The organism is Flavilitoribacter nigricans DSM 23189 = NBRC 102662, assembly GCF_002646595.1.
Taxonomy (GTDB): Bacteria; Bacteroidota; Bacteroidia; order Chitinophagales; family Saprospiraceae; genus Flavilitoribacter; species Flavilitoribacter nigricans.
Genome location: NZ_PDUD01000024.1, coordinates 177,087 through 201,602, shown reverse-complemented (window position 1 = coordinate 201,602; position 24,516 = coordinate 177,087). Strand labels below are relative to the sequence as shown.

The window sequence follows — 24,516 nt, the reverse complement described above, 5'->3', positions numbered from 1 at the left end:
ATCATGCAAAGTGAATCAGAATTTATCGTAAGGAATGCCACACCGGATGAATACCGGGATGTTGGTGTTCTCATGGTTGAGGTTTACGCACAGTTGGCGGGTTTCCCCAGCCCTACCGAGCAACCGGCTTATTATCAAATGCTGCGTGACGTGGGTACTCTCACCGATCGTCCGGATACCGAATTGCTCGTTGCGGCGGGTCCCGGAAATGCAATCTGGGGAGCAGTAGTCTATTTTGGAGATATGCAGTACTACGGCTCCGGCGGCACAGCGACCCGGGAGCCAAATGCAGCCGGATTTCGTCTCCTGGCGGTGAGCCCCGCAGCCCGTGGACGGGGCATCGGACGTCGCCTGACGCAGGCCTGTATCGCGAAAGCCAGACAGGCGCAGCGTCACCAACTTATCATTCATACGACGAAAGCGATGATGATCGCCTGGGGGATGTACGAAAAAATGGGTTTCCAGCGCTCGGAGGACCTGGATTTTATGCAGGGCGACCTTCCGGTATTCGGATTTCGCCTGATGCTGAACCAGAAGACCGGAGCTGACTGATGGCCAGGACTTATCATTTACCCATCGCTTCCGAATAGATTTTTTGCAACCAGGCCCGGTCCGTCAGCAATTCGGAATTATCAATACTCGCCTGCAGCTTTTTCATCTGGCTGGGAGCGCGTCGGACGATCTGGAACAGGATCTGACAGAAGTTAAGATAGGTGCGCTTCAGGTTTGCGGATAGTTCTTTATTGCGTTTCAGAAAAACGGTAAAGGAAGAGATCAGGGACAAGAGGGCCTCTTCTTCCCCAGATTCGTAATAGATCTTCGCCAGCAGTACCCGGGCTCCCAGATAATAGTTGAGATCCGAAAATTCAACCCGGATCAGGTGCTCCTGCGCCTGGTCAAAGCGATCGGTATAGTAGTACAATTCCGCCAGATTATAATGCAGGGCATTTTCCCGGAACTGTTCCGGCAGCAAGGGCGCATAACGATGAATGAAGGAACCGATCCAGTGATATTCCTGCCGGCGGAGCGCCAGTTTCACCACATTGGTAAAGGCCCAGGGAGAGATGCCCCGCTCGTTCAGCAGCGGCCCTTTTTCGATGCCGTCCCGGTACAACTGCAGCGCTTCCGCAACGTACTTTTCCTTGCCCTGGCGGATCTTCCGGGCGCAATAGTTAATGGCAAAAAGATAAATGTCCCGAAGGTCAATATCGGCCACCGAAAGTCCGGGCTGGCGCAAGAAGGTGACCAGTGCGGTAAAATGGCTTTCTTCGGATTCGTCCCGCAGTGCCTGGAAGATGGTATAGTAGATCTGGATGAGTACGCTGCCGTAAAACTGATTCTGTTCGAGGTGCTGTAGCCAACCGGAGGAAATATTGAGATCGTATTCGTCCTGAAAAATGGTTTGCCGGTCCAGCATGGCGCAGACGATCTTCAGGCGATTCAGAAAATAATACTGATCCAGGTCATTGGCGAAGTGTTGCAAACTGAGGTCAAACTTACGGATCCGTTTTTTCTGGAAATGCCTCTCCCGGATCTCCGACCACTGCATTTTGGTAAAAAACACATCGCTGCTTCGCTGCCCGCCGTCTTCCAGTTCCCGTTTCAGTTGCCGGTTAACGCGGCGAAACCCCTTGGGCAGGCCCCGCCCCGACAAGCTGTCCAGTAGCGCCAATTGCAATTGGTGGGGCTGGGACCGGATCTTTTGTACGGCAAAGAAGGTTTCGATCAGCTTGGTAAGGTCACTAAACAGATAGCGAAGTCGTTTGTCGTTGTAGGCCTGATCGCCGTAGACGGCGCGGTAAATGGCGTGTTTGTTCAAGCCCGCTCCCGAGAAATCGGGATAGTGTGGGCGCAGTATTTTAAATAGCTGCCGGACCTCCGGATCCTCGTTATAAAAGGGTGAAGCCAAAAATTTTTCGAACTCGACCAGCTCGTCGGTGTCACAGGACTGGATGAATTGAATTAATTTTCGGCTTTTCATCGGGCTGGGTTTATTTTATTTGTTCGACAAATTTTTAATTCAAATAATGAATAAATTTAATTTGAATAAAAAATAGTATTGATTTACAGGTGTTTAATTTTAAAATTGAATTTACATATTCTTTATTGTTGACTAAATATAATGACAATATTGAAAATGTGTATCTTTTTTTCAATTCTCAATCCCTTAAATTTGTTCCGTAAGTCAATTAATAATCCATGCAGCTACTGAGATACGTTTTTGTTTTTTGCTGTTCCACACTCTTCTTTTGCCAGACGGCCTCCAGCCAGGAGATCTGGCCGGGTGACATCAATAACAACGGCATTGTGAACGGAGTGGACCTCCTGTATTGGGGTGTAGCCTTCGGCAGTACCGGTCCGGCCCGTCCGGAGATCTCTACGGAATGGCAGGGTATCCCGCTGGCGGCCACCTGGAACGATAGTTTTGTGGACGGTACGAATTATGCGTACGCGGATTGCGACGGAAGCGGCCTGGTAGACGAGGATGATTATGACGATGCGATAGAAGATAATTTCGGTCTCACCCACGGAACGATCCTCCCGGACGGCTACCGGAATGGACAGGCGGGGCAGGCACCACGGGTACGACTGATCCCGAGCGCTACCCTGGTCGAATTCGGAGCGACGGTGACGATCAGCCTGAGCCTGGATGATTCGGCTATGCCATTGACGGATTTCTACGGCCTGGCGGCCAGCCTTTCCTATACAACGGGAGTACTCGCCGGTGATGACGGCCCCGATTTCGATTTTGTGGAAAACAACTGGATCGAAGGCGATAACTCCTACGTACAGGGCCTTTATGAAGATTTTAGCGGCAGCGGCCGGGCGGAACTCGCCGTCAGCCGGACCAATCAGGAGACCATTCAGGCGATGCCGGACGATATCGGCAATTTTTCCATTGTGATCGAAGATATCATTGTGGGCCGAAACGTGGATACCTTCCAGTTGAGTATCGACAGCATCCTGGTGATCGGCAAGGATATGGGAGCTATTCCGGTAGTGCCCGATACGGTAACGATCATCATTTCCAACGATGAAAATGTCACAGCCGTATCGCGGGCGGCGGAACCTTCGGAAATGAAGATCTATCCCAATCCGGCCCGCGGAAGTTTCTATCTCGAGCTTCCCGCCCCGGCCTCCGATCTCGAAGTAGTGTTGATCGATCAATGGGGGCGGACATTCCCCCTGCGATCGCAACTCCGGCGAGCCGGTACCTATCGGATTGAACAACCCACGCTGCCGGCCGGGATATATTGGCTCAACGTTCGAACCGATCGCGGGTGGATTGGTAAAAAAATCACTCTTTTTTAAACTACATAAAGCATTATTAAATCATGAGAAGTTTCATTAATTATCTGCCCGTTTTGGGCCTGACCCTCCTTTTGACCTCCTGTAGCGGGATCTTCACCGGCGACGATGACGACAGCGGCGTCAACCCGGGCGATCTGGCTGCCAGTATTACCGATTATATCAAGGATAACTACTCCGGCTACAATATTGAGGACATCGAGATAGAAGATATTTGTGATGTATTGTATTACGAAGTAGAGCTGGAAGACGGCCCCGGTCCGGACATTGAACTTTACTTTAACATGGCCGAAGAATTCGTCTTCGCCGCCACGGAGGTCTCCAAAGATGTGCTTCCACAGGCCGTTCTGGATGTCATTGCCCAACAATATGCTAACTACAGCATTGACGATGACAAAATAGAGCAGTTTGAGCTGGTGGACGGAAGCCTGCAGTTTGAAGTAGAGCTCGAAACCGATAGTGGCTCTGATCTCGAGATCGTTTTCAATGCCGACGGTAGCGTTTTTTGCCAGGACGATTCGGACGATGACAAAGGCGATGATGACTAAAGCACATCATCCCGATCGGATGGATAGGAAGTAAGGACCAGACAAACACTATGCTATCAATTACCGGAAGGTAGCTTTGGCCGGAAGGAACGGACGAGATCCGCTGGTGATCCTGATGATCAATAGTCCATCCGGCATAGTCCCAAAAACCGGATTGCATCATCGCTCTACTGGTGCCCCTAAACGGATCACCCTGAATTTTGCACGAAATCATCGGGAAAAGTGGCCGCAAAAGCCCTTTCCCGGAGATGCAAAATTTGGGGTGATCTTCCTTTTTTATCGGGTTTAAGACAGTTGCTTTATGCGGGGCATTGTATTTTCCCGAAAAAGCACCCGTGAAGCAAAAAGAGATATTTGCCCTCAATGGCAGTGCCAGCCAGAACTCCTCCAATTTCAGGCTACTGCAGGTGATAGAAGCTGCCATGTCCGAAGACTACCGTTTTTCCATCATGGAAGACCTGGCCTTGTTGCCTCATTTTCAAACAGAACTAACCGATACCAACACACCGGCAGCCGTCACTCATTTTCGCCAACGTATAGCCGAAGCGGCCGGAGTGCTCATCTGTACACCGGAGTATGTGTTCAGTATTCCCAGCCGACTGAAAAATGCATTGGAATGGTGCGTATCCACTACCGTCTTTTCCGATAAGCCGATCGGTCTGATCACGGCCTCGGCGAGTGGAGTAAAGGGCCAGGAAGAACTGAAACTCATCATAAAAACGATACAGGGGATATACACCGAAGAGACCACCCTGCTGATCCAGGGAGTGAAAGCTAAGATCGACCGGTCCGGTAAGCTTACCGATCCCAGGACGGAAGCGGCATTAGGCCGGTTTATTACTTCATTTAAGGATCTGGTCGGATGAGTAATATTGGAGACTGGCAATCGGAGGCCTGCCTGTTTTCGGAATCCGTGCAGGGCAGTTTCGCGGTAGAAGAACGCCAGTTCCCGGGTGGAGATGGGGAACGTATCACGATCAATGTCCTGATAATGGGTATTCCGGTAAGATTCCAACTCAGCCGGAGAAGAAGTTATACCGCTGCGGGGGGCAGCCCCGTATTTATCAAAGTACAGGCTGCAATTTCGTCGGATAAAGCAGTCGAATGCCGGATCCTACGCCGGCGGTTTATTTTCCGGAACCAGCTTAGGATCACCTCCCCGAACCGGGACTGGGCGACCCAATTGCAGCATGACAGCAACCTGATCGGACATTTTTTACAGGCTGGCGCAGACCGGGCGGTGATCGCGTCCGCGGAACCGCAGAATACATACCAACTGCTTATCCAATCTTCGCCGGATAGGGGAGCGGCCGTCCGCCTGCGGGCGATCTATGATCTTTTGGAACTGCTTTTCGGTTATTTGTAAACTAGGAATCACCAACTCCCCGGCCAGAAAGCATCCGGTAAATGCCGGATCTCGTAATCTTCCCGGCTTCGGCTCACTACACTGATGACATCAAACCGGATTTCCCACTGGTGGTCGATCTGCTGCATATAGGCATGGGCCGCCCGAACCAGCAGTTTTTCTTTTTGGGGCGTTACGAAGGTTTCCGGCGGCCCAAAATATTCGGAAGTCCGGGTTTTTACCTCCACGAAGACGAGAATATCACCGTCCATTGCGATCACGTCCACTTCCGCCCGCTGGTAGCGCCAATTGGTTTCCAGTACGGTCCAGCCTTTCTCCCTGAGCAGGGATACGGCCAGCGATTCGCCCCAGTTGCCTAACTCCTGGTGGTGTGCCATCGGAAGGTTTATTTTATAATGATCATTCCGTTAAGATCAATCTTTTGGGGCTTAAATTCAACTCATTACTTCCCCGGCCGTTTCCCGGCCATATGCTTTTTCATTTGGTCTGCCCACGTATGGTTTTTCACCAGGCTGATGTACCCAACGGACCCAACGAAAAAAGCCCCCTCCTAAAAAATAGGAAGAGGCCATCCCAAAAACCGTTTTTCTTCGTAAAATTTACATTTAATCGTGGAATCAAACCTATAGTGAGATTAAAATTGCTCATATAGGGCACAGACCTTTTCCAAACGCTTGGCGTCTGGTGTAAAGACGACGTCAGTGCAATCTAGTGATTAAAACAAGATTGGCGATCGGATTGTAAGCGATTGAGGGCTGTACCGGGACCCGTGTAATTTGGATATTAAATCAGGTTTGTGACTTTTACGCAGTATGCTTTGAACGGGGGAAAAGCTGCTTATTTTTTAGATCGATGTTGCACGCAAATATGCAGTATACCCCTCCATAGATCAGGAAGACGATAAAATCTATCAATAGTTTTCTCTAAATGTATAGGGATGGAGTTATTATGTCAATTTGTCTAAGTATTACCTCACAAATATATAAAATCTTCTTTTAATGTTTGTATTTGACCCGCTACTAATTTATTTTTTATCCTTATAAAATTTTTTGCATAAAAAAAAGGTCTCGTCCTTCCCGAACGAGACCACAACAAACATCTCACATTAGAATTAATATCTTAGTCTACTCCACGAGGAGCATTTTCTTGGTTTCTTTAAAATTCCCTGATTCCAGGGTGTAGTAGAAGATCCCCGCTGTGGGCAGGTCCGACCGAATGATCGTGATGGCGTTATAGCCTTCTTCGTACACATTGCTCTGTTGCCAGACCACTTTACCGGCCAGATCGTAGATCGTCAGATTGGTTTCTGCCGTTTTAGGCAGATGGAAACCGATGGTCGTCTGATCCTGGAACGGATTCGGTTTATTTTGCAGCAGTTCGTAGCCCGGGTTGAGATCTTCCTCGAACTCGAGTTTCAGATCCTGCGGATTGCCTTCCCGCGGGTAGCCCTCGGCTTCGGTCAGCCGGGAATTGATCGCGATCAGATCACTCAGTTTGCCGGGCTGCAGGGTATTAAAGGTCAGCGTAAACAGTTCGCTTTCCTCATTCAGGCGGATGGCGGTGGTCTCATTCCAGCTCACCGTCAGGAATCCGTCCGAGTCGTATGTGCGACCAAAGTTTTCCTCACCCATATTAGAGAGGGACGATCCGGCTTCCGTTGATACCAGTTCGAGGGCATTGGTCTCGTAGGCGAGGGTGAACTGGTAGGCTTCGTAGCGATCCATATCCTTCGCCCGGAAAGTGACCTTGAGCTCTTCGCCGGCCTTCCATTCCTGATTGGCGGTAAGGAAGGTCATTTTGCCTACGCCATCTCGCCGTTCTACATCCGGTAGGCTGTTGGCTTTAGCCGAGGCATTGACGTCCCCGATCTTGATGGCGATAAAGTCCGCTTTCATTTCCGCATCGGCAAAGTCGTTGATGTTGTAGACTTCCGGGAAATAAGTGGCAAACGGATTTTCCGGCATCGGGAACTGGAAAGAGGCGTCGACAAATCTCCAGCTTCCACTCTGCGAGGGTAATTCGTTTTCAATATGCAGGATCAGTCGCCGCAACCGGATCAGGTCAAAGGTCGAGATATGACCGGAACGGTCAACATCCGCCGCGATGATCTTGTAGGGTGTATTCAGTTTCTGGATACCCAGAATATGTTTCGAGATCAGGATCAGGTCCAGCGTACTTACACCGTTCAGGGCATTATCGTCCTTGTAGGGAACTACCGTATAATCCTGACCGAATGCGAGATCCGGGAATTCGAAATGTCCTTTGGCATCGGTCATGATCTTATGAGGTTCCGGACCGTTGATCTGTACGTGTACATCTTCCACCATATCTCCCATTTCGTTCTGGATCCCCCCGGCGATCATACCGGATGCGAAGCCGTCACAGAGATTGCTGTTATCCTGAACGTTGACGTAGGTCAGGCAGTAGTTGCTGTTACCGGCATCATCCGTTACCCAGAATTCTACCAGTTGCGTTCCTATATGTTCGCAATTGAGGACCAGCTCGGATTCGGTGGGAGCTACCAGCCCGTCACCGTCACCCAGCCGTACTGTTTTGATCAGGGCCTCGTCGGGGGTACAATTATCCGAACTACCGCCGTCAAACGTCATTGCCGGAACGATGGCGGTGGGTTCGCCGCTGATATCGAATAAGGGCGCGGAGATCCCAACGATACAGATCGGCGAGGGTTCCTTATCATCCAGTACGGTGATACTCACCTCGCAGGTGGCTACATTACCGCATTTATCGGAAGCAGAAATCGTCACTACGGTAGTGCCCAGGGGATAAGCGCCGCTGATATTTGCGCCGCCATTGGCCGCATAGGGCGAATTATTGGTGATCAGCACGTTCGGACTACAATCGTCCGCTACGATCGGCTGCAGACTGAGATTACCACTCACGCAGTCATTATCGACACTGATCGTCATGGGGTCCGGACAGGTCAGGATCGGTTTTTCGGTATCCTGAACTTTAATGATCTGGATCCGGGAATATTTACCGCCCCGGTCCGGATAATCCGGGTCAAAAGAACACCAGTCAAGTACCGTCCATTTACGGAGGATTTTATAGCAGGCGGGAGGAGCCAGGCTGAATAGTTCATCCACATAATTTACACTGATGGTACCGCAAAGCGTATCCGGTACGGACGGGCGGGCGAAACCTTCGGGTAGATCATCGGGATCGGTAGCGCCACCACATACATCGGTCGAGTAATTTTCCGGCCAGGTGATGTGTTCTTCCGTCAGCGGATTTTGGTTCTCGATCGTGATCATTTGCAGGCAGGTGCTGGCATTCCCGGCATCGTCGATGGCGGAAAAAGAGCGGATGATCTTGCCTACACCGCAGTCATTCACATCCACCATTTGGGTGGAATCCAGTGTGAAGCTACAGTTGTCCCGTACTTTCGGGCTGCCGAAGATCGACAGGTCCGAGTAATCGTCCCGGCAGTCGATGGTCATCGCCGGCGGGCAAAAATCGAATACGGGTTTGAGTTTATCCTGTACGGTCGCCTGTACCATACATTCACTGTAATGGCCGTACAGGTCGCCGCCTTTTTCTTCCCGTGCGGGGTCTACCGGTCCGGAGCCGGGGTCTACCTCGTACACGCGCAGCAATATCCGGATGGTGCCGTTGCCCATTTCATCACAGCAGAACAGTACATCGTCGTCGAACCATTCCTGCACTCCGGTCAGTTCGGCATCATCGTCACCGTTCAGGCCATCACAACCGCCGATGGTCATCCGGCGGGCCTTGTAGTAGAGTACATCGGCACAGTTGTCCGAGCTGCCTTCGTCAAAACTGATCGCCTTAACGGAGGCAATTCCACCACTGGCGGCCGAAATGATCAGAAAATCATTACAGACAGCGGTCGGCTCGTCGGAATCTTCCACCGTCAATTGGGTGGTACACTGTCCGACATTGCCGCAGGCATCGGTTGCAATGTATTTGATCACATGCAGACCAGCCGGTACGGCGGGGTGGGGACCGGCACCGACGGCACCGTAAGAAGTATTGATCTCTATATTTATTTCGCTACTGCAATTATCCGTGGCCGTAGCCGTGGGCAGATTGATGGTAGCGGAGCATTTATTCGGGTCGGTCCGTACCGTGATCGGATCCGGGCAGGTCACTACCGGAGCGTCGCTGTCCAGTACATTGATCGCCTGGGTATCTTCGCGGCTGAAACCGGTACAGGGATCCGAAACCGTCCAGGTCCGCAGGATCTGGTATTCGATCAGTCCGCACAGAAATACGGTATCCTCTTCCATGCTGATCTCAAACTGACAGGGGCCGTTATTTTCCAGATCTACTCCTTCGTATTGAGGGCGTCCGGAAAGAGCCCGGATACTATCCGGCGTAGTACAGCTGAAGTTGATCTCGGCGGGGAAAATGACATCGTCCAGGCTTGGCCGCTCTACCGTGATCTGCTGCACACATTCGGTTGAATTACCGCTGGCATCGGTGGCCGTCCAGGTCCGTTCAATGATCAACAGGTTGTTTTCGAGGCAGTTCCCCTCCTGCACTACATCGTTGAAGGTCAGGTCGATCTCTCCGATACAATTGTCCGCCACCAGCGGCGAGCCGATGATCTCCGGATCTGTTTCGTTTACACAGGTAGCCGTCACCGGACTGCAATTGGTGAAAAACGGAGGACGGGTATCGGACAAGCGCAGATAACCCACACAGAAATCCTGCGTGGCCTGATCGGTGATCGTTACACTGACGATCTGGTTGACGTATTCGTCCGCCTGGAATTCAATCATATTGGTTGCCTGCGCGAGGAGATTGTTTTCGAGGTCCCTGATCGTGATCAGTTTATCTCCCGGACAGGTTTGCGGCGCTTCCAGAATATGATCCGGATCGATCCTCAACATACAACCGGTACCCAGAGAAGCCTCATTGGGCGCTTCCAGGGTGCCGTTACATACTAAGGTGCAATTATCCTGAGCATTACTTTGGAAGGACAAGCCTCCTAATAGGAAAAGACACAGGGCCAGATGGCGCCAGCCGGTGCGGGTGCGGCCGCTTACCTTCCCCGTCGAAGTGGGCTTGGTAAAGATTTGTTTCATGGACCTTTTCAAGTGTTTCATGATTGATGTAGTTTTTCAACTTGGAGAATTCATGGTAAATGGACATAGATATCCAGGCTTTCCCGTGGCACGGAAAAGGGGGTATTCACCGGCCGAAGGCCCGGAAATGATCTATGATGGATTTACAATTAGAGTTACAAAAGCCAGTTTTCCCGGAAGTAGTTTTTCATTCTTCCTGAACACACATATGGGGGGGCATATCCGGAGGGATGCTACCGGATACGAGTTAAAAACATATAACTGATTTTCTACATGAAAATATCGTGCCAGTTTTTAGGCAGCGGAGATTTTTTTGTGAATACTTACCATCGGAGTACGGGGAAAGGCAATCTGTAAGGGAACAGCAAACCCAGAGATGACTTATAAAAGAGCACCCGCAAAGTAATGGTCCTGGCCTTATTATTAAGGTGATCAGTGGAGGGCCGGCCGGATCTCCAGATTGCGGACGATCTCCGCCTCCTGATCCAGCCACCAGTCGAGCCGTTCGTATACTTTTTCCTCCGGAAAGTAGTGCAGGGCCATTTTTACGAAGATGTGGCCGTGCTTGGCTTCGGAGGTCCAGAGCATTTTATAAAATTTTTGCAGGTGTTCTTCTTCCACCGCTTCGGCTACCAGGCGAAAGCGTTCGGCGCCGCGCGTTTCTACCACCGAGGCGATCAGCAGACGGTCCAGGAATCGCTCCTCCAGGCCGGAATGCATTTTTTTGATCAGTTTTTTAATGTAGGGATCTTCGGGGATCGAATGCGCTAGTTGGATGCCCCTTTTTTCCATCTCGGCGTAAACCTGTTGAAAATGTTCCAATTCTTCCACGGCCGTTTCGATCAACTCGGGAATGATCTCCGTGCGGTTCGGATATTTGGCTACCAGGCTCATGGCGGTAGCTGATGCTTTGCGTTCACAATCGGCGTGATCCTGTAAAAAGCTGGGAAAATCATTAATTACGGCCTCTACCCACTCCTGCGGACTGTCCACTTTGATATCGAGGTTCAATTTCATCTTGAAAGGATTATGTGTACCTAAAAATAGGAAACTTCGCAGGAAAACAGAGTTTGGCATCTTTTTTGGAATAGAGTGGGTAACACTGAACAACAAACGTCTCGTAAAATCCAACAAAAATGTCTTCTTTAGGAAAAAACACGCGAACCCAGGATCCGCGCTTATGGCTGATCGCTCTCGCTCTCATGACGCTTGTATTCATCTTTGTACGGGCGTATCCGTAACGTACTAAGATCAAGAGAAGAAAGGAAGCAAAGGGCGGAAAGAGAAGTGTGAAGGATGTTGGAAATGAGCAATGAGCGGGTGGAATGCACCCCTCATTGCTCACTCCTCATCGGGTAGCCCTCCCGGAGGGTAAGCGTCGATCTTATCCTGCAGGCGTTGGCCCAGATAGTGGCTGGCGCTGTGTAGGTGCTGGTGGATGAGTTGCGCCTCCGCGCGATAGGCCTTGATCTTTTCAGTATTCCAGTAATAGGGAGGTTGGGAAAGGTTGATGATGCGATCGGCCATTTTCACCATCCAGACTTCTTCGGGTTGTTCTTTGATCCGGCGGAGACTATCGAGCATGGACGCTTCTTTACCCTGAAGCGCCGGATTCTTGGTGAGCGCCGAAACACCGGAGGCAATGGAACTGCCGAACTGATCGAACAGATAGGAGAGGGAGATCTCACTATCCTCGACGGTGTCGTGCAGAATGGCACAGGTCAGGGCCAGCTCGGCGTCGGCTTCCGGATGGTGCACCATTGCCTGCATGATCTCGAGGGTGACCCCACCGATGTGTTTAAGATACTCAATTTGCTCACCGGGCTCCGAACCGCCGTACTTCTGGCCATCGTGGGCCTTGGCGGCAATGCTCCAGGCGGTCCGGATCAGGTCTATATCCCAGCTCATCACTCAATGATCTTGAGACTCAGGTCCAGGCTGGTAGCCGAATGGGTCAGTGCACCTACCGAAATGTAATTCACTCCGGACTGTGCTACCCGGCGTACGTTGTGGATATTGATGCCCCCGGAAGCTTCCGTTTCAAAGCGACCCGCAACGATAGCGACCGCTTCGTTCAGGATGGGGATCTCAAAGTTATCCAGCATAATCCGGGTAACCTGCCCGATCTCGAGTACTTCGTAGAGCTCCACCAGGTTGCGCACTTCCACCGTAACGCCCAGATCCAGCTTTTCTGCTTTCAGGTACTGATTCACCGCTTCGATCGCCTGGTGAATACCGCCGCAGGCTTCGATGTGGTTATCCTTGATCATGATCCAGTCGTAGAGTCCGTCCCGGTAGTTGTAGCACCCACCCAGACGCACGGCCCACTTTTCCAGGAAGCGGATCAGCGGGGTAGTTTTGCGGGTGTCGAGGATCTTCACCGGCAGGTCTTCTACCTCGAAATGGAAACGATTGGCGAGGGTAGCGATACCGCTCATGCGCTGCATGATGTTCAACACGAGGCGCTCCGCCATGAGTAGCGCCCGTGAATTACAGGTCACTTCAAAGGCGATATCGCCGTAGCTCATGGCGCTGCCGTCTTCCATGTGGAGATCAATTTTGGCGGCGGGATCTACCTTTTGAAAGATCCTTTCGGCCACCGCTACGCCCGCGAGAATACCCGGGTCTTTGACCAGTAATTTCGCTTTGCTTTGGGCGTCTGCGGGAATACAGGCGCGTGAGGTGTGATCACCGTCGCCTACATCTTCGGCGAGGGCCTGCTCGATGAAGGTGTCGAGCAACTGCTGGGTCTCTTTATCCATGCGTTTCTAATTGGCAAATGTTTCTGTAAAAATGTCGGGGTCAGTTTATTGGCGATCCGGCCGCAGCCTTCCGCTGGTATCCTTGTAGATCCGCCGGTCTTCGCTTCGGCGAAAACCTTAGAACATGATGCCTACCCGAAGGGTAATGGAATTGACGGTACCTTTTGATTTTTCCTCTTTTTCGAGGTTGCCGTCGCGGCTGTCAAAATAGGTAGCCCTCCGGTCGTCGGTAACATCGGCAAAACCTTTCTGGAAGGCCAGGCCGGCGATCAGACTGGTATTTTCGGAAATGGTATATTCGATACCGGCTCCGAGTCCCCAGCTTAAGTTGATGCCGTTCACTTCTTTCCGTATGTTGTATTTTTCATCTTCATCGGTTACGCCCACTCCTTCGATGGTACCGCGGGCCTGGGATTTAAAGCCCAGGGTGAGGTCCGGCTGGAAATAATAGCGAATATACCCAAACTCCCGGGTTCTCATTTTCAGTCCGAAAGGGATCTCCAGATACTGGATACCGTATTTGAACTTGGTATCGGCATTAAAGGTGAGGCTGTCCGTCAGGATGGAAGTGGGGATGTCGGAATTGGGCCAGTATTTACCTTCGTTCTCGTAAAGCAGGGTGCCGCCGGCATTGAAATGAAATCCGATACCACTCACGATGGCGTAATTTTCCCGAAAGTAGAACTCGCCGAGCAAACCGAGTTTGAGCCCGAGATTGGTGCCACTGGGATTGATGTGGTTGACACTGGTGGTCATCCAGGAAAAGGAAGGGCTCATCTGGAAGCCAAAGCGAAGGTCTTCCTGAGAAAAACCCAGTAAGCTAATGCTGAGAAAGGAAAGCGTGATGATTAACTTTTTCATTATCGACGGTTATTTTTGGTCACAATTTTTTGAAATTGCCTACGTTGGATAAACGAATAAATCGCTGAAATATCTACCTGAACGGTAAAAAAACTTCAACGTTTGTAAGACGCTCCAGTGTGTATCGGTCACATTTTTTTGGAATGGCATCAAAACCGATTGCCCTTTCATCTTACAAAAGTAAAGTTTGAACCGGAAAATCTGATTTTTTAATACTATGAGTTGGAAATTTGCAATCATTATCTTCGCCGCGCTCAGTCTGGCGGGCTGTGGTAACGATAACGTTATTGAAGTCCCCAATGTTGACCACATTGACGTTTCTGTGGACATCAGACGTTTCGAGCAGGATCTTTTCGCTATCGATACCAGTCAAATCGAGGAAGGACTGGCTGCACTGGAGGCAAAATATCCGGAATTCAGTGAAGTATATTTTACCTATGTTCTGGGATCGAAAAATCCGCAGATGGCTCCTGAGGGGCACGAAGCCTACGTTAAAGGATTTCTCCAGCATCCGGCCATTCAGTTCCTGTACGATACGACCCAGGTGGTGTATCCGCGGCTGGACGACATTCAATCGGAATTTGCGCAGGCTTTTAAATACCTGAAATATCACTTCCCGGATTATCCCACTCCGAAGGTCACCACCTTTATTTCGGAATACTCCATCGCCGCTTTCATTTACGGCGAAGGGGATCTGGGCGTCGGTCTGGATTTTTTCCTGGGTAGCGACTATCCCTATGGCCGCTACGTACCGAATAATCCGAATTTCTCCGCTTATCTGACCCGGAGTTTTGACCGGAAACACCTGGTGAGCAAATCCCTCCAACCCCTGGTGAAGGACCTCGTCGGTGAGCCGCGCGGCAACCGGCTGCTGGACGTAATGGTCAACAACGGCAAACAAATGTACATTCAGCGGGCTCTGCTGCCGTATACTCCGGACAGTATTTTGCTGGAACTACCGGAAACGCAGGTGGCCTGGCTAAAAAATAACGAACTTGAAATGTGGGCCCATTTCCTGAAAGAACAGTTGCTGTATTCTACGGATTTTCAAAAATTTAGAAAGCTGGTGGATTACAGCCCGAGTTCTCCGGGCATGCCGCCGGAAGCTCCCGGCCGTACGGCCAATTATATGGGCCTGAAAATTGTGGAGGCCTTCATGCGCCGTTACCCGGAACTCAGCCTGCAGGATCTCCTCGGCCTGGAAGACGCCCAGTACATATTGGAACAATCGAAATACAAACCCCGGGGATAAAGCGGGCGAGGTATTCAGCTCTTAAATTGTTGAAAACAGGGAGTAGTAAAGTAAATTGTTCAAGATCAGGCGGAAAGGTGATGGTTGGAGCAGCACGCTGCCTTTCGTCTGCTATGGCAATTGAAATAGATATCGCGCTTGAAAAAAATGGTATGGCAATGCTTTAGTACGGAATCGCCCTGGTGATAAAGCGGGGAGACCCCGCCCCAAACATGTTCGAAACTCGCTTTTAGATCGTATATTCACGGTTCATTTAAACGGAGCAACGAGATCTTATGAAATTAAGGCTAACGATTCTATGGCTTTTGGTAGGGAGTGTAATGACGGGCCAGCCGGAATTTACACTGAAGTCTGGAGAAGAATTAAGTCATTCGAATCAGTACGGCCGATCTACCCAGGAACTCGAAGCCTTTATCCGCGCTAATCCTTCGCGATTGTACGATCAGTCGCAGGCGCTGCTCCTGATCAGCTATAACCACATGCAATTGGGCGATTTCGCCAATGCACTGGTGGCCAATGAGGCTTCGCTCAACATTAAAGCTCAGCTCCACGCCGATGACCTGGTCAATAACTATGTTCGTTTCGGGGCCATTCATCTGCTGCGGGGCAACCACCACGCCGCACTGTCCTATCTGTTGAAAGCCAAGGATTATCCGATCGAAGCCATCCAGCTTTACGCCGTGATCGACGGTTATCTGGCCGCTGCTTATCGGGGTCTGGGGCAATTTGAACAGGCTGAAACCTATTATCGCCAGTCGATCGAGACCATGATGATCGAATATCCGGCGAATCATCCCAATATCATTACAAGCTATTACAACCTGGGCAAACTCTATCTCGAATGGGGCCAGCCCGAAATGGCGCGGCAGTATTTTCAGCGAGGGCTCAATTCCGGCGGCGCCGCATCCGACCGGGCATTTCTGCAGGCGCTGTTGAATAACGGCATGGGAGAAGCTTACGCCGAACAGCCCGCCCAGGCCGAATCTTTCCACCGTAAGGCGCTGGATATCGCCACCGAATTCTTCGGAGGTTACCACCGGGAAACGGCTCTGGCCAGTTTGCTGCTGGCGGAATCGGTCTACCGCCAGGGCCGCCGCGATGAAGCCCGGGACGCGATCCAGTTGGCCGTCCGAAGCCTCAATCCGGAACAATCAAACCTGAGCTGGAATCAGCTGCCGGACACCTCCGGGCTCATTATCGACCGCCCCCTCCTGGCCCGGGCCTTGGGTTTACGGTCGCGCTGGCTGATGGATTCCGCTCTGCCGGATGAACAGCGCCTACCCCTGGCGCTGGCCAACAGTGAGATCGCCGTACATTTTCTGGAGGCCGCCATGGATGACCGCATGGATCAGGCCGATCGGCTGGAATTGTTGCCGATCGCCCGCCAGGCCATTGCCGGCGGCGTACAGGCGGGTTGGCAACTGGGGAAAAATCGCAACGATCAGCATGCACTGCGGCGGGCGTTCCGGTTGGTAGAAGCGTTTAAGGTTCTCCAGTTTCGCGCCCACACGGGGTACAGCCTGCAACTGACGGGAACCTTCCCGGAAAGGGAACGGACGATGCGCCGGACCTTACGTCTGGCAGAACTCGAATTCCGCCTACGACCTCTGGACATCACCGTTAGTCAGAAAGTACACCGCTTGCGGGAAAATTATCGCTTGATGAAGGAGGACTGGAAACGGTCCGAACCACTGGGTTATCAGCAACGGTTCGGTATGGATCGCCGGTCGCTGGCCGAGCGACAAAGCCAGCTGGGGGCTGACGAAGTTCTGCTTTCGTATTTCATCGGAGACCGGGAAGCCTACGTATTTGCCCTGGACCGGAACCGCCTGGAGGCGTTTTCTATTGAAGGGGCCGGGCTGGCGGGAGCCATCGAGCAATTCCAGTCGGCCATTGATAGTAGTGACGCTGCGGTGCTGACGGCTGCCGGACATCAATTGTACCAGCGCTTGGTCGAACCGGCAAACGCCATCCTGAAGGGAAAGAAAAAACTGTCCATCGTCACGGATGATGCGATCGGGCAACTGCCTTTTGAAGCGCTGCTGACGGAAAGTTACCGCAAGAAGCGGATCCGGCTGCATAAATTACCTTATCTGATCCGGGATCTGTCCGTAGAGTACCGCCATACCGCAACCTCCTGGAAAATGCCGACCGGGGAGGCGAGTGCGGCTTATGAATTTCTATTGGTATCGCCGGTTTTCGATCAGGAAAGGCTCGCCCGGATACCGGTAAACCGGCGTATTCTTTTCGATCCCAATATCCACGGGGCATCTTTGATGACGGATGGTCAGCGCTTCCGGCCGTTGACGACCAGTGTTGCCGCCGCCGATCGGCTGCAGGTACTGTGGGGGCAGAGTCCGCTGGAAGGCCGCTTCAAACTACGGGAGGCGGCGACCGAAAGCCTGCTGAAGAACGAAATGGGCCGTGCGCACTATATTCATCTCGGCAGTTATGGATTTGCCGAAGGGCCTTCTCCCGAAGAGGCCGGCCTGGTGCTGGCCAATACCGATCCGACCAGTACGATTGCTGACGATGGTTTACTGTTGGCTTCGGAATTGCAGTTAAATGCCACTTCGGCCACGGACCTGCTGAGTCTGGACTTTGTAGAAGTAGGCGGCGCTCCCGATAATAAATTGCACCACATTCTGCCGCTCAGCGGTAGCCTCATGCTGGCCGGTGTTTCCCACGTATTGTATACCGAAAGTCAGGAAAACAATCCGGCCTTCTATCCCGCCTTTTACGAATACCTGTTGGACGGCAATTCTATCAGTGCAAGCCTGCAGGAAGTGAAAACTTCCTTCGCGAAAGACAAAGACATGGCGGCACCCCGCTACTGGGCCCGCTACCGCCTGCTAAGCAAATAGTCCTTTTCCGGGCTTTTGTCGTCGTCGATCCGTTCGATAGGAATTAGAAAATTGGAGTCAGGGCTTTTCGGCTGAGAAGTCCCTGAAAAAGAATTGTTTATTATTCGTGAACCATTCCCTTGGGGCACTGTTAGGTCAGGGATAATTCAAAGCAAATAACTTTATCTGGATGTGTTTTAAAATTTGTGCAAAAGAGCTAACCCGTTTGTTATTAAATCATAAGTCCCTCCAAAAATTCAGGTAATTATTTGTCCTCCGGGGAGGCCGGCCGTACAGGTGGCCTCCTTTCTGATTGAATCCTACCCAACTACCTTTGAAAAAGATAATAATTTTTTTCTGGCCCGATTAGATACTCACACCATATTCTCCCTCCATAGCCCGGTCTTCGATGTGCAGGAATTTTTCGATCTGCTGCTCGATGAAGGTTGCCTGCTCCGGTTGGCGCAGCCCTTTGATCAGCGTGATCTCACTGCCCGTACGCAGGCGGGCGATCACGGAAAAGGCATGATTGGGCCGGCCGTTCGTGCGGCTGCTTACATATTTACTGATGTACAGCTGGTCGAGGTCCATGGCGCTGATGCTGCGGTTGGGATAAAAGGGCAGACGGAGCGGCCGGTGCTCGATCAGTATTTCCCGCTGGGAGACCAGGACGTACGTCTTATTCATCAGCACGGTAAGAATGTAATAGATCAGCGAGATACCTACGAGTAGGTGAACACTGGTAAAGAGCAGGATCTGTAATTCTCCGGTCAGCAGGGCGGTAACCACAAAGATGGAAAGGATCCCATTCCAGAAGAGGGCGAAAAAGATAAAAAATCCAAGCCCCTTGCTCGATTGCCGCCAGCTGAATTCGATATCCAGCGAAGAGAGGGTGGTGTAAGCCTCAAATCCGGGGGGGAGCATGATCTCCGGCCGGTTGCGGGAAGCTACTTCCAGATTATTGGAAAAATTAAAAACACTGTTACAGTGGTGACATTTGGCAACCAGACTGGTAATATTGATGTTTTCAGCCTTTATGGAGGTAGCACAGTTTGGGCAGGCCAGTTGTAGGTGCATATCGGATTTTATTGTAAACTACGGAAAATGATAGCAATGGTTGCAGTACCAATGTAATGAAAGATCGCTGCTAATGCGATAAAATCGGTGCATTTTTTGGAATTGCGGGAGTAATGCCTTAATTCGCATTTCAAAGTCTTCAAAAACGGGAGCCCTCTACCGGTTGCCCAATATCACAAAAATATATTCATGGAATTTCGTCAATTAGGCAATACTGATCTCCAGGTCAGTTTGATCTGCCTCGGTACGATGACCTTCGGTGAGCAAAACACCGAAGCCGAAGGGCATCAGCAACTGGATTACGCCCTCGAGAGAGGCATTAATTTTATCGATACTGCAGAATTGTACTCCGTGCCGGGCCGCCAGGAAACACAGGGCAGCACCGAGCGCATTGTCGGTACCTGGCTGAAGGATCGGAGCGACCGGGATAAGATCATCCTGGCCACCAAGATCGTCGGCCCTTCACCGGGACTGTTGTACATTCGCAATCCACTGGACTTCAAACCGGCTTCCATCCGGACGGCCATCGAAGGTAGTTTGCGTCGCCTGCAGACCGATTATGTGGACCTGTACCAGTTGCACTGGCCCGAACGGAAAAACAACCGCTTCAGTGTTCGCGATTTCCCCGCCGATCCCAATGATCCCTGGGAAGATAATTTCCTGCAGGTGCTGGAAAGCATGCAAAAACTGGTGGACGAAGGGAAGATCCGCCACTTCGGTATTTCGAACGAAACACCCTGGGGGGCTATGCGCCTGCTGAACCTGGCTGAACAACACGGTCTGCCCCGCTGCGTCAGTATCCAGAATCCCTACAGCTTGTTGAACCGCACCTTTGAGATCGGACTTTCCGAGATCGCCATCCGGGAAAACATGGGACTGTTGGCTTATTCACCCATGGCATTCGGCCTGCTCAGCGGGAAATACCACCGGGGTGAGGACCAGCCGGACAACCGCATCAACCAGTTCCAGCAGATGGCCCGTTACAGCCGGCCCACGGCCCACGAAGCCACGGCCCGTTACCTGAAGATCGCCGAAGCACACGGTCTGAGCCTGGCGCAGATGTCGTTGGCTTTCGTTAATTCCCGGCCCTTCACGACCAGTAATATCATAGGTGCGACCAATATGGAACAGCTCAAAGAAAATATCGATAGTTACGAACTGGAATTGAGCGAAGAGGTACTGAAAGCGATCAATGAAGTACACGATAGTATTCCGAATCCGGCACCTTGATGATTATTCGATGATCAAATTTAGGGAGGAACATTCATAGTTGATAATCGAAACCCAGAAATGAATGAATTTCACCGCAAAGCCGCCAAGACGCTAAGCTTGTTAGAGATTTTGAAGTCGGCAAAATCTCTAAGCTTTGCATTCTTAACCGTTGAAGTCGCTAAAATCGAAAAATTTGCTGATGCAAATTTTTTCGAAAGAAGGCATTGTAAAACTTTGCGGCTTTGCGGCCTTGGCGGTGAAGACAAGCATTCTTAATTTTCAATGTTCGGTACTATATTTGCTGGTCGGATGATCAGTCAATCTTCCAGCAGGCCGTATTCGATAGCGGTGCGTACGAGACCCGCGGTATTCCGGGCGCCCAGTTTGATGAGGATATTCCGGCGGTGGGTCTCGACCGTACCAAAACTGATGTGGAGCTTTTCGGCAATCTCCGCGGTGGTAAATTCATCGACAATGAGCCGGAGTACCTGCTTTTCCCGGCGGCTGAGCTGGGGAAATGGCGATTGGGGTTTTTCTTTGGTGGATTGACCGGCCAGACTGGCCATGATGATCTCCGAAACTTCCTCGCTGTAGTAATTTTGCCCCGCAAAAACCTTGCGGATGGCCTGAATTACTTCCTCCTTGCCCGCGTGTTTCAGTACGTAGGCATGAGCACCGTTCTTGAGCATCAGTTTGATCAGACTGGCTTCTTTCAGCATAGAAAGGGCCAGCACCTTTACCTCCGGATAGTCCCGCTGCAGGATCCGGCAGGTTTCCACGCCGTTCAGGTCCGGCATGTTGATATCCAGGATCACCATGTCTACCGGCTTATTTTGCAGATAGTCCAATACCTCCTGTCCGGAGTGCGCATCGGCCACACATTCCAGATCAGTCTCTGTAGATAACATCAACTTGATACCATCGATCACCAACTGGTGATCATCGGCAATAAGGATTTTCTTGATCATATTATCGGCTCCAGTGAGGGGTGGGAAGATAGGTGAAATCAACCGGGTTCCAAATTGACTGCAAAGGGATCAGTTCGACGGTAAAAATAACACCCTGACAGAGCAATACAAAGAAAAAACGCAAGGGAATAAGGAAATTGGCCCGCGCAGTGATCTGGATTTTTGGTGGCCGGTCCCTGTCGTTGCGGAGATTTTAGACGGCAGCCGGCCGAAGGTGGTAGGGCTGTTCAGTTATTAAAAATAAAAATGGCAATTTCAATGGCAATAGCAATTTCAAATAACTCAAAATCAGGCGAAAAGGTCAAAATTGGAGCAGAAAGCTGCCTTTTGCTTGCTATTGCTATTGTGCTTGACCTTGTAATTGAAAAATTCGCATTGCGTTTTTATAGAACTGAACAGCCCTGGGCCGAAGGTGGGGACCTAATCCAGCGGGATCCGGATCATGACGGTGGTACCTTCTCCGGGTACGCTGTCCACATCCCAGCTGCCCTTCAGGAATTTTACCCGCGATGCGATATTTTTCAGACCCAGGGAAGGTGTTTTACCGGCAATCGCCTGGTAATTAAATCCCCGACCGTCATCCTCCACAATGAGGCTGATCTCCTGCCCGTGCTGGAGCAACTGGATAAAGACCTGACTGGCGCCGGCGTGTTTACTGATGTTGTTACAAAGTTCCTGGATGATCCGGAATAACATGACCTTGCGCGGCCGGCCGAGATCATCCGACAGCCCGATGATCTCCAGCTCACAGTTCATTCCCTTTTGCCTCAGTTGGGTCGCCAGATCCTCAATGGCGCCCTGTAAGCCGAGCAATTGCAGTGCCCGCGGCATCATATTCTGGGAGATCCGCCGGACTTCGACGCAAGCTTCATCGATCAGTTCGTTGGTCCTTTGGTAGATATTGAGTTGTTGTAATTTATCGACCTGTTCCTGAATAGCGTAGAAGTGGGCTTTGACCGTGGTGAGCAATCCTCCGATCCCGTCGTGGAGGTCCTGGGCGATGCGCATCCGTTCGCTTTCCTGCCCTTCGATCATGGCATTGAGGGAGAGCAGTTGATTATCCTGTTCGAGCTGCCGGATCTTCTGAGCCTGGATCTCGCTGGCCTGGGCGCTGAGCTGCCGGTTGGTCTGCAGCCGCTGCCGGTAGCCGAAAAATATGGTGAAAGCCAGGATCGCCAGTACAATGGTGGCAATGAGAAAAACATTCAGCTGTTGCGTTTTTTGTTCCAGTTCCAGTTCCTGTATCCGCAGTTGTTGTTCCTGTTTTTCGGTCTGGTACTGTACCTGCAGATCGGCCAGATTATTCTCGATCTCTTCGGAGCGAAGGCTGTCTTTCAGCGTGGTGTATTCCTCCAGGTTTTGCAGGGCATTTTCCACCTGGCCCGTAGCCTTATAGAGTTTATACAGTTCGTACTGGACGGTGCCGGCCCGCACGGTGCGGTTGGCCTCCCGGTAAACCGGCAGTACGCCTTCCAAAATATCGATTGCCCGCTCGTATTGACCTTCGCGGTGCAGGTAAAATCCCAGGTTTTCCAGTGTCCAGGCTTCGTTAAAAAGTTTGCCTGACTGGCGATAAAAAGCGGCGGCCCGTTCCAGGCGGGGAATGATATCGGGTTTGATCTCCCCGAAAAGATATAAGAGGCTGGTATGTTCCGGAAGCTCCATGAGTTCCCGGGCGGTCCTGCGTTTGGCCTGTCTTTCGTCCCAGATGGTTTTCATTTCCGCCAGTTGCGCGAACTGGTCGGTGGAAAAATAGAAGTCGGCGATCTGGAAAAGCACAAATCCGAAGTCTACGGCCTTATTCCGGTCGGCGGTCAGATCGTAGGCTTTGCGCAGATAGCGTTCGGCATTTTCCAGGTCATTTCGTTCCCAGTAGAGGTTGCCCATGCCCAGGTAGATCCTCCATACTTCGTAGGGAAGATCTACCTGGGCCTCATAATACTTCTCCGCTTCGGACCAGTAGTAGAAAGCAGAATCCCGCTGGCCCTCGCGCCGGTAGATCAGGGCCAGATTGTTTTGCAGCACCGGGATCATATCGGATACCGCCCAGGCATTCGCATTGCGAAGAGCTGTCAGTAGGATCGTTTTAGCGTTCTCCGCATCTCCGATACTGTGGTAAAAGAGTGCGCGGGTAGCTGTGGCCGCCAGTGCGCTTTCGTAATCTTCCAGTTCCATCGCCAAGGCCTCGGCCTGCTGGGCCAAAACGAGTGTACTATCATTTTTGCGCATCCGCAGGTAATCGCTCAGATCCAGTAGCAGGCGGAGTTTTTCCGGCGGGTCTTCGCTGTGGCGGATCAGGGTACGCAGGCTATCCGGATAAGTGGATGCATGTCCTGTCCGGAATGAAAACAGCAGGAAAATTATGAGGAAAGCAGTTACCTTCATGGATATGAGTTTGGCCGACTTCAACAAATTAAGGGAAATTTGGCCTAAAAGTACTCCATGAATTCATAGATTCGCGGCATAAACCGAACGGGATGCAAGTCACCAAAATACAGGAATCATTTCAGGCCTACCGCAAATTCCTGAGCGGCCCGGATGCCCACGAGCGGATCTACCTTTGGGAAATTCAGCAACATTTTCAGGATAACTGGGATCTGGATGCCGAAGATCTGGCGGAGATGTACGATCGAAGTTTGCAGAGTAAGCACACGCGTCGGCACTGGCGGCGGGAGAATTACGAACCCAAACAGATGATGCTTGGCTTCATGAGTCTGGAAGATAATTATTTGCGACAGGTGTTTAAGGATCTTTTCAACGAGCGGACGGAGATCAGCGGCCGGGTGGATCGCTTCGTATTCCACTGCGACCAGCTGTTGCAGGAATACAAACGCAAACATCCCCGGAGTATTGATAACAACCATTACCACGATGACGGCTACCAGATGATCTCATTCTACCTGGCGATGCGTTATCCGGCGGAGTATACCCTGTATGAAGGACCGGCTTTTGTGCGCCTGCTGGAAATACTGGGTACGCGAAACCTGCCGCAGTTCGATGATTTTGAACGCTTCTGCAAGATCTCCCGGACTTTATTCAAACTGATGCAAAAAGAAGAGGATTTGCTCGCCCTGCACCGCGCCCGCCTGGATGAGGAGCGCCACTACATGGAGGACAGCCTTCTGCTGGTGTACGATTATTACCAATTCACGGTAGGGAGTAATTCCCAAAAATAGATCCCCAAGTGCGGAAATGCAGGATAATGGGATCGGTACTTACGCGGATCCGGATGCCTATGGTCCTTCTAGG

21 protein-coding genes are annotated in these 24,516 nt (G+C 51.2%); 11 read left to right on the top strand and 10 right to left on the bottom strand.

Going from position 1 to position 24,516, the window contains the following annotated elements; all coding sequences use genetic code 11:
• Positions 1-3 precede the first annotated feature (3 nt).
• Positions 4-552 (top strand): GNAT family N-acetyltransferase, encoded by a 549-nt coding sequence (locus tag CRP01_RS20055; RefSeq protein WP_099151872.1) that lies wholly within the window; start codon positions 4-6, stop codon positions 550-552.
• Positions 553-565: 13 nt separating this feature from the next.
• On the opposite strand, the gene CRP01_RS20050 is transcribed toward CRP01_RS20055, so the two are convergent.
• A complete protein-coding gene (locus CRP01_RS20050) occupies positions 566-1,981 on the bottom strand; it encodes a hypothetical protein (protein WP_099151871.1) in 1,416 nt (471 codons plus the stop codon).
• Between the two features lie 218 nt (positions 1,982-2,199).
• Between CRP01_RS20050 and CRP01_RS20045 the strand changes: the two genes are divergently transcribed.
• From CRP01_RS20045 to CRP01_RS20025, 4 genes are all read left to right on the top strand, one after another.
• Positions 2,200-3,312 (top strand): T9SS type A sorting domain-containing protein, encoded by a 1,113-nt coding sequence (locus CRP01_RS20045; RefSeq protein WP_099151870.1) that lies wholly within the window; start codon positions 2,200-2,202, stop codon positions 3,310-3,312.
• A gap of 23 nt (positions 3,313-3,335) precedes the next feature.
• Complete coding sequence (locus CRP01_RS20040; RefSeq protein WP_099151869.1) at positions 3,336-3,857, top strand: PepSY-like domain-containing protein; 522 nt, start codon at positions 3,336-3,338, stop codon at positions 3,855-3,857.
• A gap of 335 nt (positions 3,858-4,192) precedes the next feature.
• Positions 4,193-4,723, top strand: coding sequence for an NADPH-dependent FMN reductase (locus tag CRP01_RS20030; protein ID WP_099151962.1), 531 nt, complete (start codon positions 4,193-4,195; stop codon positions 4,721-4,723).
• Positions 4,720-5,223 carry a hypothetical protein gene (locus CRP01_RS20025; RefSeq protein WP_099151867.1) on the top strand — a complete coding sequence of 168 codons (504 nt, stop codon included), beginning with the start codon at positions 4,720-4,722 and terminating at the stop codon, positions 5,221-5,223. The genes CRP01_RS20030 and CRP01_RS20025 overlap by 4 nt, the downstream gene beginning before the upstream one ends.
• 8 nt (positions 5,224-5,231) lie before the next feature.
• Here CRP01_RS20025 and CRP01_RS20020 read toward each other — a convergent pair whose 3' ends face one another.
• Both CRP01_RS20020 and CRP01_RS20015 read right to left on the bottom strand, forming a co-directional pair.
• A complete protein-coding gene (locus CRP01_RS20020) occupies positions 5,232-5,600 on the bottom strand; it encodes a YraN family protein (RefSeq protein ID WP_099151866.1) in 369 nt (122 codons plus the stop codon).
• A gap of 747 nt (positions 5,601-6,347) precedes the next feature.
• Positions 6,348-10,292, bottom strand: coding sequence for an HYR domain-containing protein (locus tag CRP01_RS20015; RefSeq protein WP_170110462.1), 3,945 nt, complete (start codon positions 10,290-10,292; stop codon positions 6,348-6,350).
• Here CRP01_RS20015 and CRP01_RS42365 point away from each other — a divergent pair.
• Positions 10,291-10,557: a hypothetical protein gene (locus CRP01_RS42365; protein WP_170110461.1), complete on the top strand. Its 267-nt coding sequence runs from the start codon at positions 10,291-10,293 to the stop codon at positions 10,555-10,557. The two genes, CRP01_RS20015 and CRP01_RS42365, sit on opposite strands and share 2 nt — an antisense overlap.
• Before the next feature lie 167 nt (positions 10,558-10,724).
• Here the strand turns inward: CRP01_RS42365 and miaE are convergent, their stop codons facing one another.
• From miaE to CRP01_RS19990, 4 genes are all read right to left on the bottom strand, one after another.
• Positions 10,725-11,309 (bottom strand): tRNA-(ms[2]io[6]A)-hydroxylase, encoded by a 585-nt coding sequence (miaE, locus tag CRP01_RS20005; protein ID WP_099151961.1) that lies wholly within the window; start codon positions 11,307-11,309, stop codon positions 10,725-10,727.
• Between the two features lie 324 nt (positions 11,310-11,633).
• Positions 11,634-12,200 carry an HD domain-containing protein gene (locus CRP01_RS20000; protein WP_099151863.1) on the bottom strand — a complete coding sequence of 189 codons (567 nt, stop codon included), beginning with the start codon at positions 12,198-12,200 and terminating at the stop codon, positions 11,634-11,636.
• The gene (gene nadC / locus CRP01_RS19995) at positions 12,200-13,054 is read right to left on the bottom strand and encodes a carboxylating nicotinate-nucleotide diphosphorylase (RefSeq protein WP_099151862.1); all 855 of its coding nucleotides are present in this window, start codon (positions 13,052-13,054) and stop codon (positions 12,200-12,202) included. The genes CRP01_RS20000 and nadC overlap by 1 nt, the downstream gene beginning before the upstream one ends.
• A 117-nt stretch (positions 13,055-13,171) precedes the next feature.
• Positions 13,172-13,915: an outer membrane beta-barrel protein gene (locus CRP01_RS19990; RefSeq protein WP_099151861.1), complete on the bottom strand. Its 744-nt coding sequence runs from the start codon at positions 13,913-13,915 to the stop codon at positions 13,172-13,174.
• A 217-nt stretch (positions 13,916-14,132) separates the two neighbouring features.
• On the opposite strand from CRP01_RS19990, the gene gldB reads away from it, so the two are divergent.
• Positions 14,133-15,167, top strand: a complete 1,035-nt coding sequence (gldB, locus tag CRP01_RS19985) for a gliding motility lipoprotein GldB (RefSeq protein ID WP_099151860.1) — start codon at positions 14,133-14,135, stop codon at positions 15,165-15,167.
• Between the two features lie 275 nt (positions 15,168-15,442).
• Positions 15,443-18,031 (top strand): tetratricopeptide repeat protein, encoded by a 2,589-nt coding sequence (locus CRP01_RS19980; RefSeq protein WP_099151859.1) that lies wholly within the window; start codon positions 15,443-15,445, stop codon positions 18,029-18,031.
• A 345-nt stretch (positions 18,032-18,376) separates the two neighbouring features.
• On the opposite strand, the gene CRP01_RS19975 is transcribed toward CRP01_RS19980, so the two are convergent.
• On the bottom strand, positions 18,377-19,087 hold the full coding sequence (locus CRP01_RS19975; RefSeq protein WP_099151858.1) for a zinc ribbon domain-containing protein: 711 nt from the start codon (positions 19,085-19,087) through the stop codon (positions 18,377-18,379).
• Between the two features lie 189 nt (positions 19,088-19,276).
• On the opposite strand from CRP01_RS19975, the gene CRP01_RS19970 reads away from it, so the two are divergent.
• On the top strand, positions 19,277-20,317 hold the full coding sequence (locus CRP01_RS19970) for an aldo/keto reductase (protein WP_099151857.1): 1,041 nt from the start codon (positions 19,277-19,279) through the stop codon (positions 20,315-20,317).
• 60 nt (positions 20,318-20,377) lie between these two features.
• The gene (locus tag CRP01_RS19965) at positions 20,378-20,575 is read left to right on the top strand and encodes a hypothetical protein (RefSeq protein WP_099151856.1); all 198 of its coding nucleotides are present in this window, start codon (positions 20,378-20,380) and stop codon (positions 20,573-20,575) included.
• A gap of 41 nt (positions 20,576-20,616) precedes the next feature.
• Here the strand turns inward: CRP01_RS19965 and CRP01_RS19960 are convergent, their stop codons facing one another.
• Both CRP01_RS19960 and CRP01_RS19955 read right to left on the bottom strand, forming a co-directional pair.
• Positions 20,617-21,267 carry a response regulator gene (locus tag CRP01_RS19960; RefSeq protein ID WP_233752719.1) on the bottom strand — a complete coding sequence of 217 codons (651 nt, stop codon included), beginning with the start codon at positions 21,265-21,267 and terminating at the stop codon, positions 20,617-20,619.
• A gap of 420 nt (positions 21,268-21,687) precedes the next feature.
• The gene (locus CRP01_RS19955) at positions 21,688-23,652 is read right to left on the bottom strand and encodes a tetratricopeptide repeat-containing sensor histidine kinase (protein ID WP_099151855.1); all 1,965 of its coding nucleotides are present in this window, start codon (positions 23,650-23,652) and stop codon (positions 21,688-21,690) included.
• Between the two features lie 92 nt (positions 23,653-23,744).
• On the opposite strand from CRP01_RS19955, the gene CRP01_RS19950 reads away from it, so the two are divergent.
• Positions 23,745-24,443 (top strand): hypothetical protein, encoded by a 699-nt coding sequence (locus tag CRP01_RS19950; RefSeq protein ID WP_099151854.1) that lies wholly within the window; start codon positions 23,745-23,747, stop codon positions 24,441-24,443.
• Positions 24,444-24,516: the final 73 nt, after the last annotated feature.

What these genes read in the sequence shown, in the direction of transcription:
- CRP01_RS20055 (WP_099151872.1), top strand. Translation starts at nt 4, where the DNA reads ATGCAAAGTGAATCAGAATTTATCGTAAGGAATGCCACACCGGATGAA.
- CRP01_RS20050 (WP_099151871.1), bottom strand. Translation starts at nt 1,981, where the DNA reads ATGAAAAGCCGAAAATTAATTCAATTCATCCAGTCCTGTGACACCGAC.
- CRP01_RS20045 (WP_099151870.1), top strand. Translation starts at nt 2,200, where the DNA reads ATGCAGCTACTGAGATACGTTTTTGTTTTTTGCTGTTCCACACTCTTC.
- CRP01_RS20040 (WP_099151869.1), top strand. Translation starts at nt 3,336, where the DNA reads ATGAGAAGTTTCATTAATTATCTGCCCGTTTTGGGCCTGACCCTCCTT.
- CRP01_RS20025 (WP_099151867.1), top strand. Translation starts at nt 4,720, where the DNA reads ATGAGTAATATTGGAGACTGGCAATCGGAGGCCTGCCTGTTTTCGGAA.
- CRP01_RS20020 (WP_099151866.1), bottom strand. Translation starts at nt 5,600, where the DNA reads ATGGCACACCACCAGGAGTTAGGCAACTGGGGCGAATCGCTGGCCGTA.
- CRP01_RS42365 (WP_170110461.1), top strand. Translation starts at nt 10,291, where the DNA reads ATGGACCTTTTCAAGTGTTTCATGATTGATGTAGTTTTTCAACTTGGA.
- CRP01_RS20015 (WP_170110462.1), bottom strand. Translation starts at nt 10,292, where the DNA reads ATGAAACAAATCTTTACCAAGCCCACTTCGACGGGGAAGGTAAGCGGC.
- miaE (WP_099151961.1), bottom strand. Translation starts at nt 11,309, where the DNA reads ATGAAATTGAACCTCGATATCAAAGTGGACAGTCCGCAGGAGTGGGTA.
- CRP01_RS20000 (WP_099151863.1), bottom strand. Translation starts at nt 12,200, where the DNA reads ATGAGCTGGGATATAGACCTGATCCGGACCGCCTGGAGCATTGCCGCC.
- nadC (WP_099151862.1), bottom strand. Translation starts at nt 13,054, where the DNA reads ATGGATAAAGAGACCCAGCAGTTGCTCGACACCTTCATCGAGCAGGCC.
- CRP01_RS19990 (WP_099151861.1), bottom strand. Translation starts at nt 13,915, where the DNA reads ATGAAAAAGTTAATCATCACGCTTTCCTTTCTCAGCATTAGCTTACTG.
- gldB (WP_099151860.1), top strand. Translation starts at nt 14,133, where the DNA reads ATGAGTTGGAAATTTGCAATCATTATCTTCGCCGCGCTCAGTCTGGCG.
- CRP01_RS19980 (WP_099151859.1), top strand. Translation starts at nt 15,443, where the DNA reads ATGAAATTAAGGCTAACGATTCTATGGCTTTTGGTAGGGAGTGTAATG.
- CRP01_RS19975 (WP_099151858.1), bottom strand. Translation starts at nt 19,087, where the DNA reads ATGCACCTACAACTGGCCTGCCCAAACTGTGCTACCTCCATAAAGGCT.
- CRP01_RS19970 (WP_099151857.1), top strand. Translation starts at nt 19,277, where the DNA reads ATGGAATTTCGTCAATTAGGCAATACTGATCTCCAGGTCAGTTTGATC.
- CRP01_RS19965 (WP_099151856.1), top strand. Translation starts at nt 20,378, where the DNA reads ATGAATGAATTTCACCGCAAAGCCGCCAAGACGCTAAGCTTGTTAGAG.
- CRP01_RS19960 (WP_233752719.1), bottom strand. Translation starts at nt 21,267, where the DNA reads ATGATCAAGAAAATCCTTATTGCCGATGATCACCAGTTGGTGATCGAT.
- CRP01_RS19955 (WP_099151855.1), bottom strand. Translation starts at nt 23,652, where the DNA reads ATGAAGGTAACTGCTTTCCTCATAATTTTCCTGCTGTTTTCATTCCGG.
- CRP01_RS19950 (WP_099151854.1), top strand. Translation starts at nt 23,745, where the DNA reads ATGCAAGTCACCAAAATACAGGAATCATTTCAGGCCTACCGCAAATTC.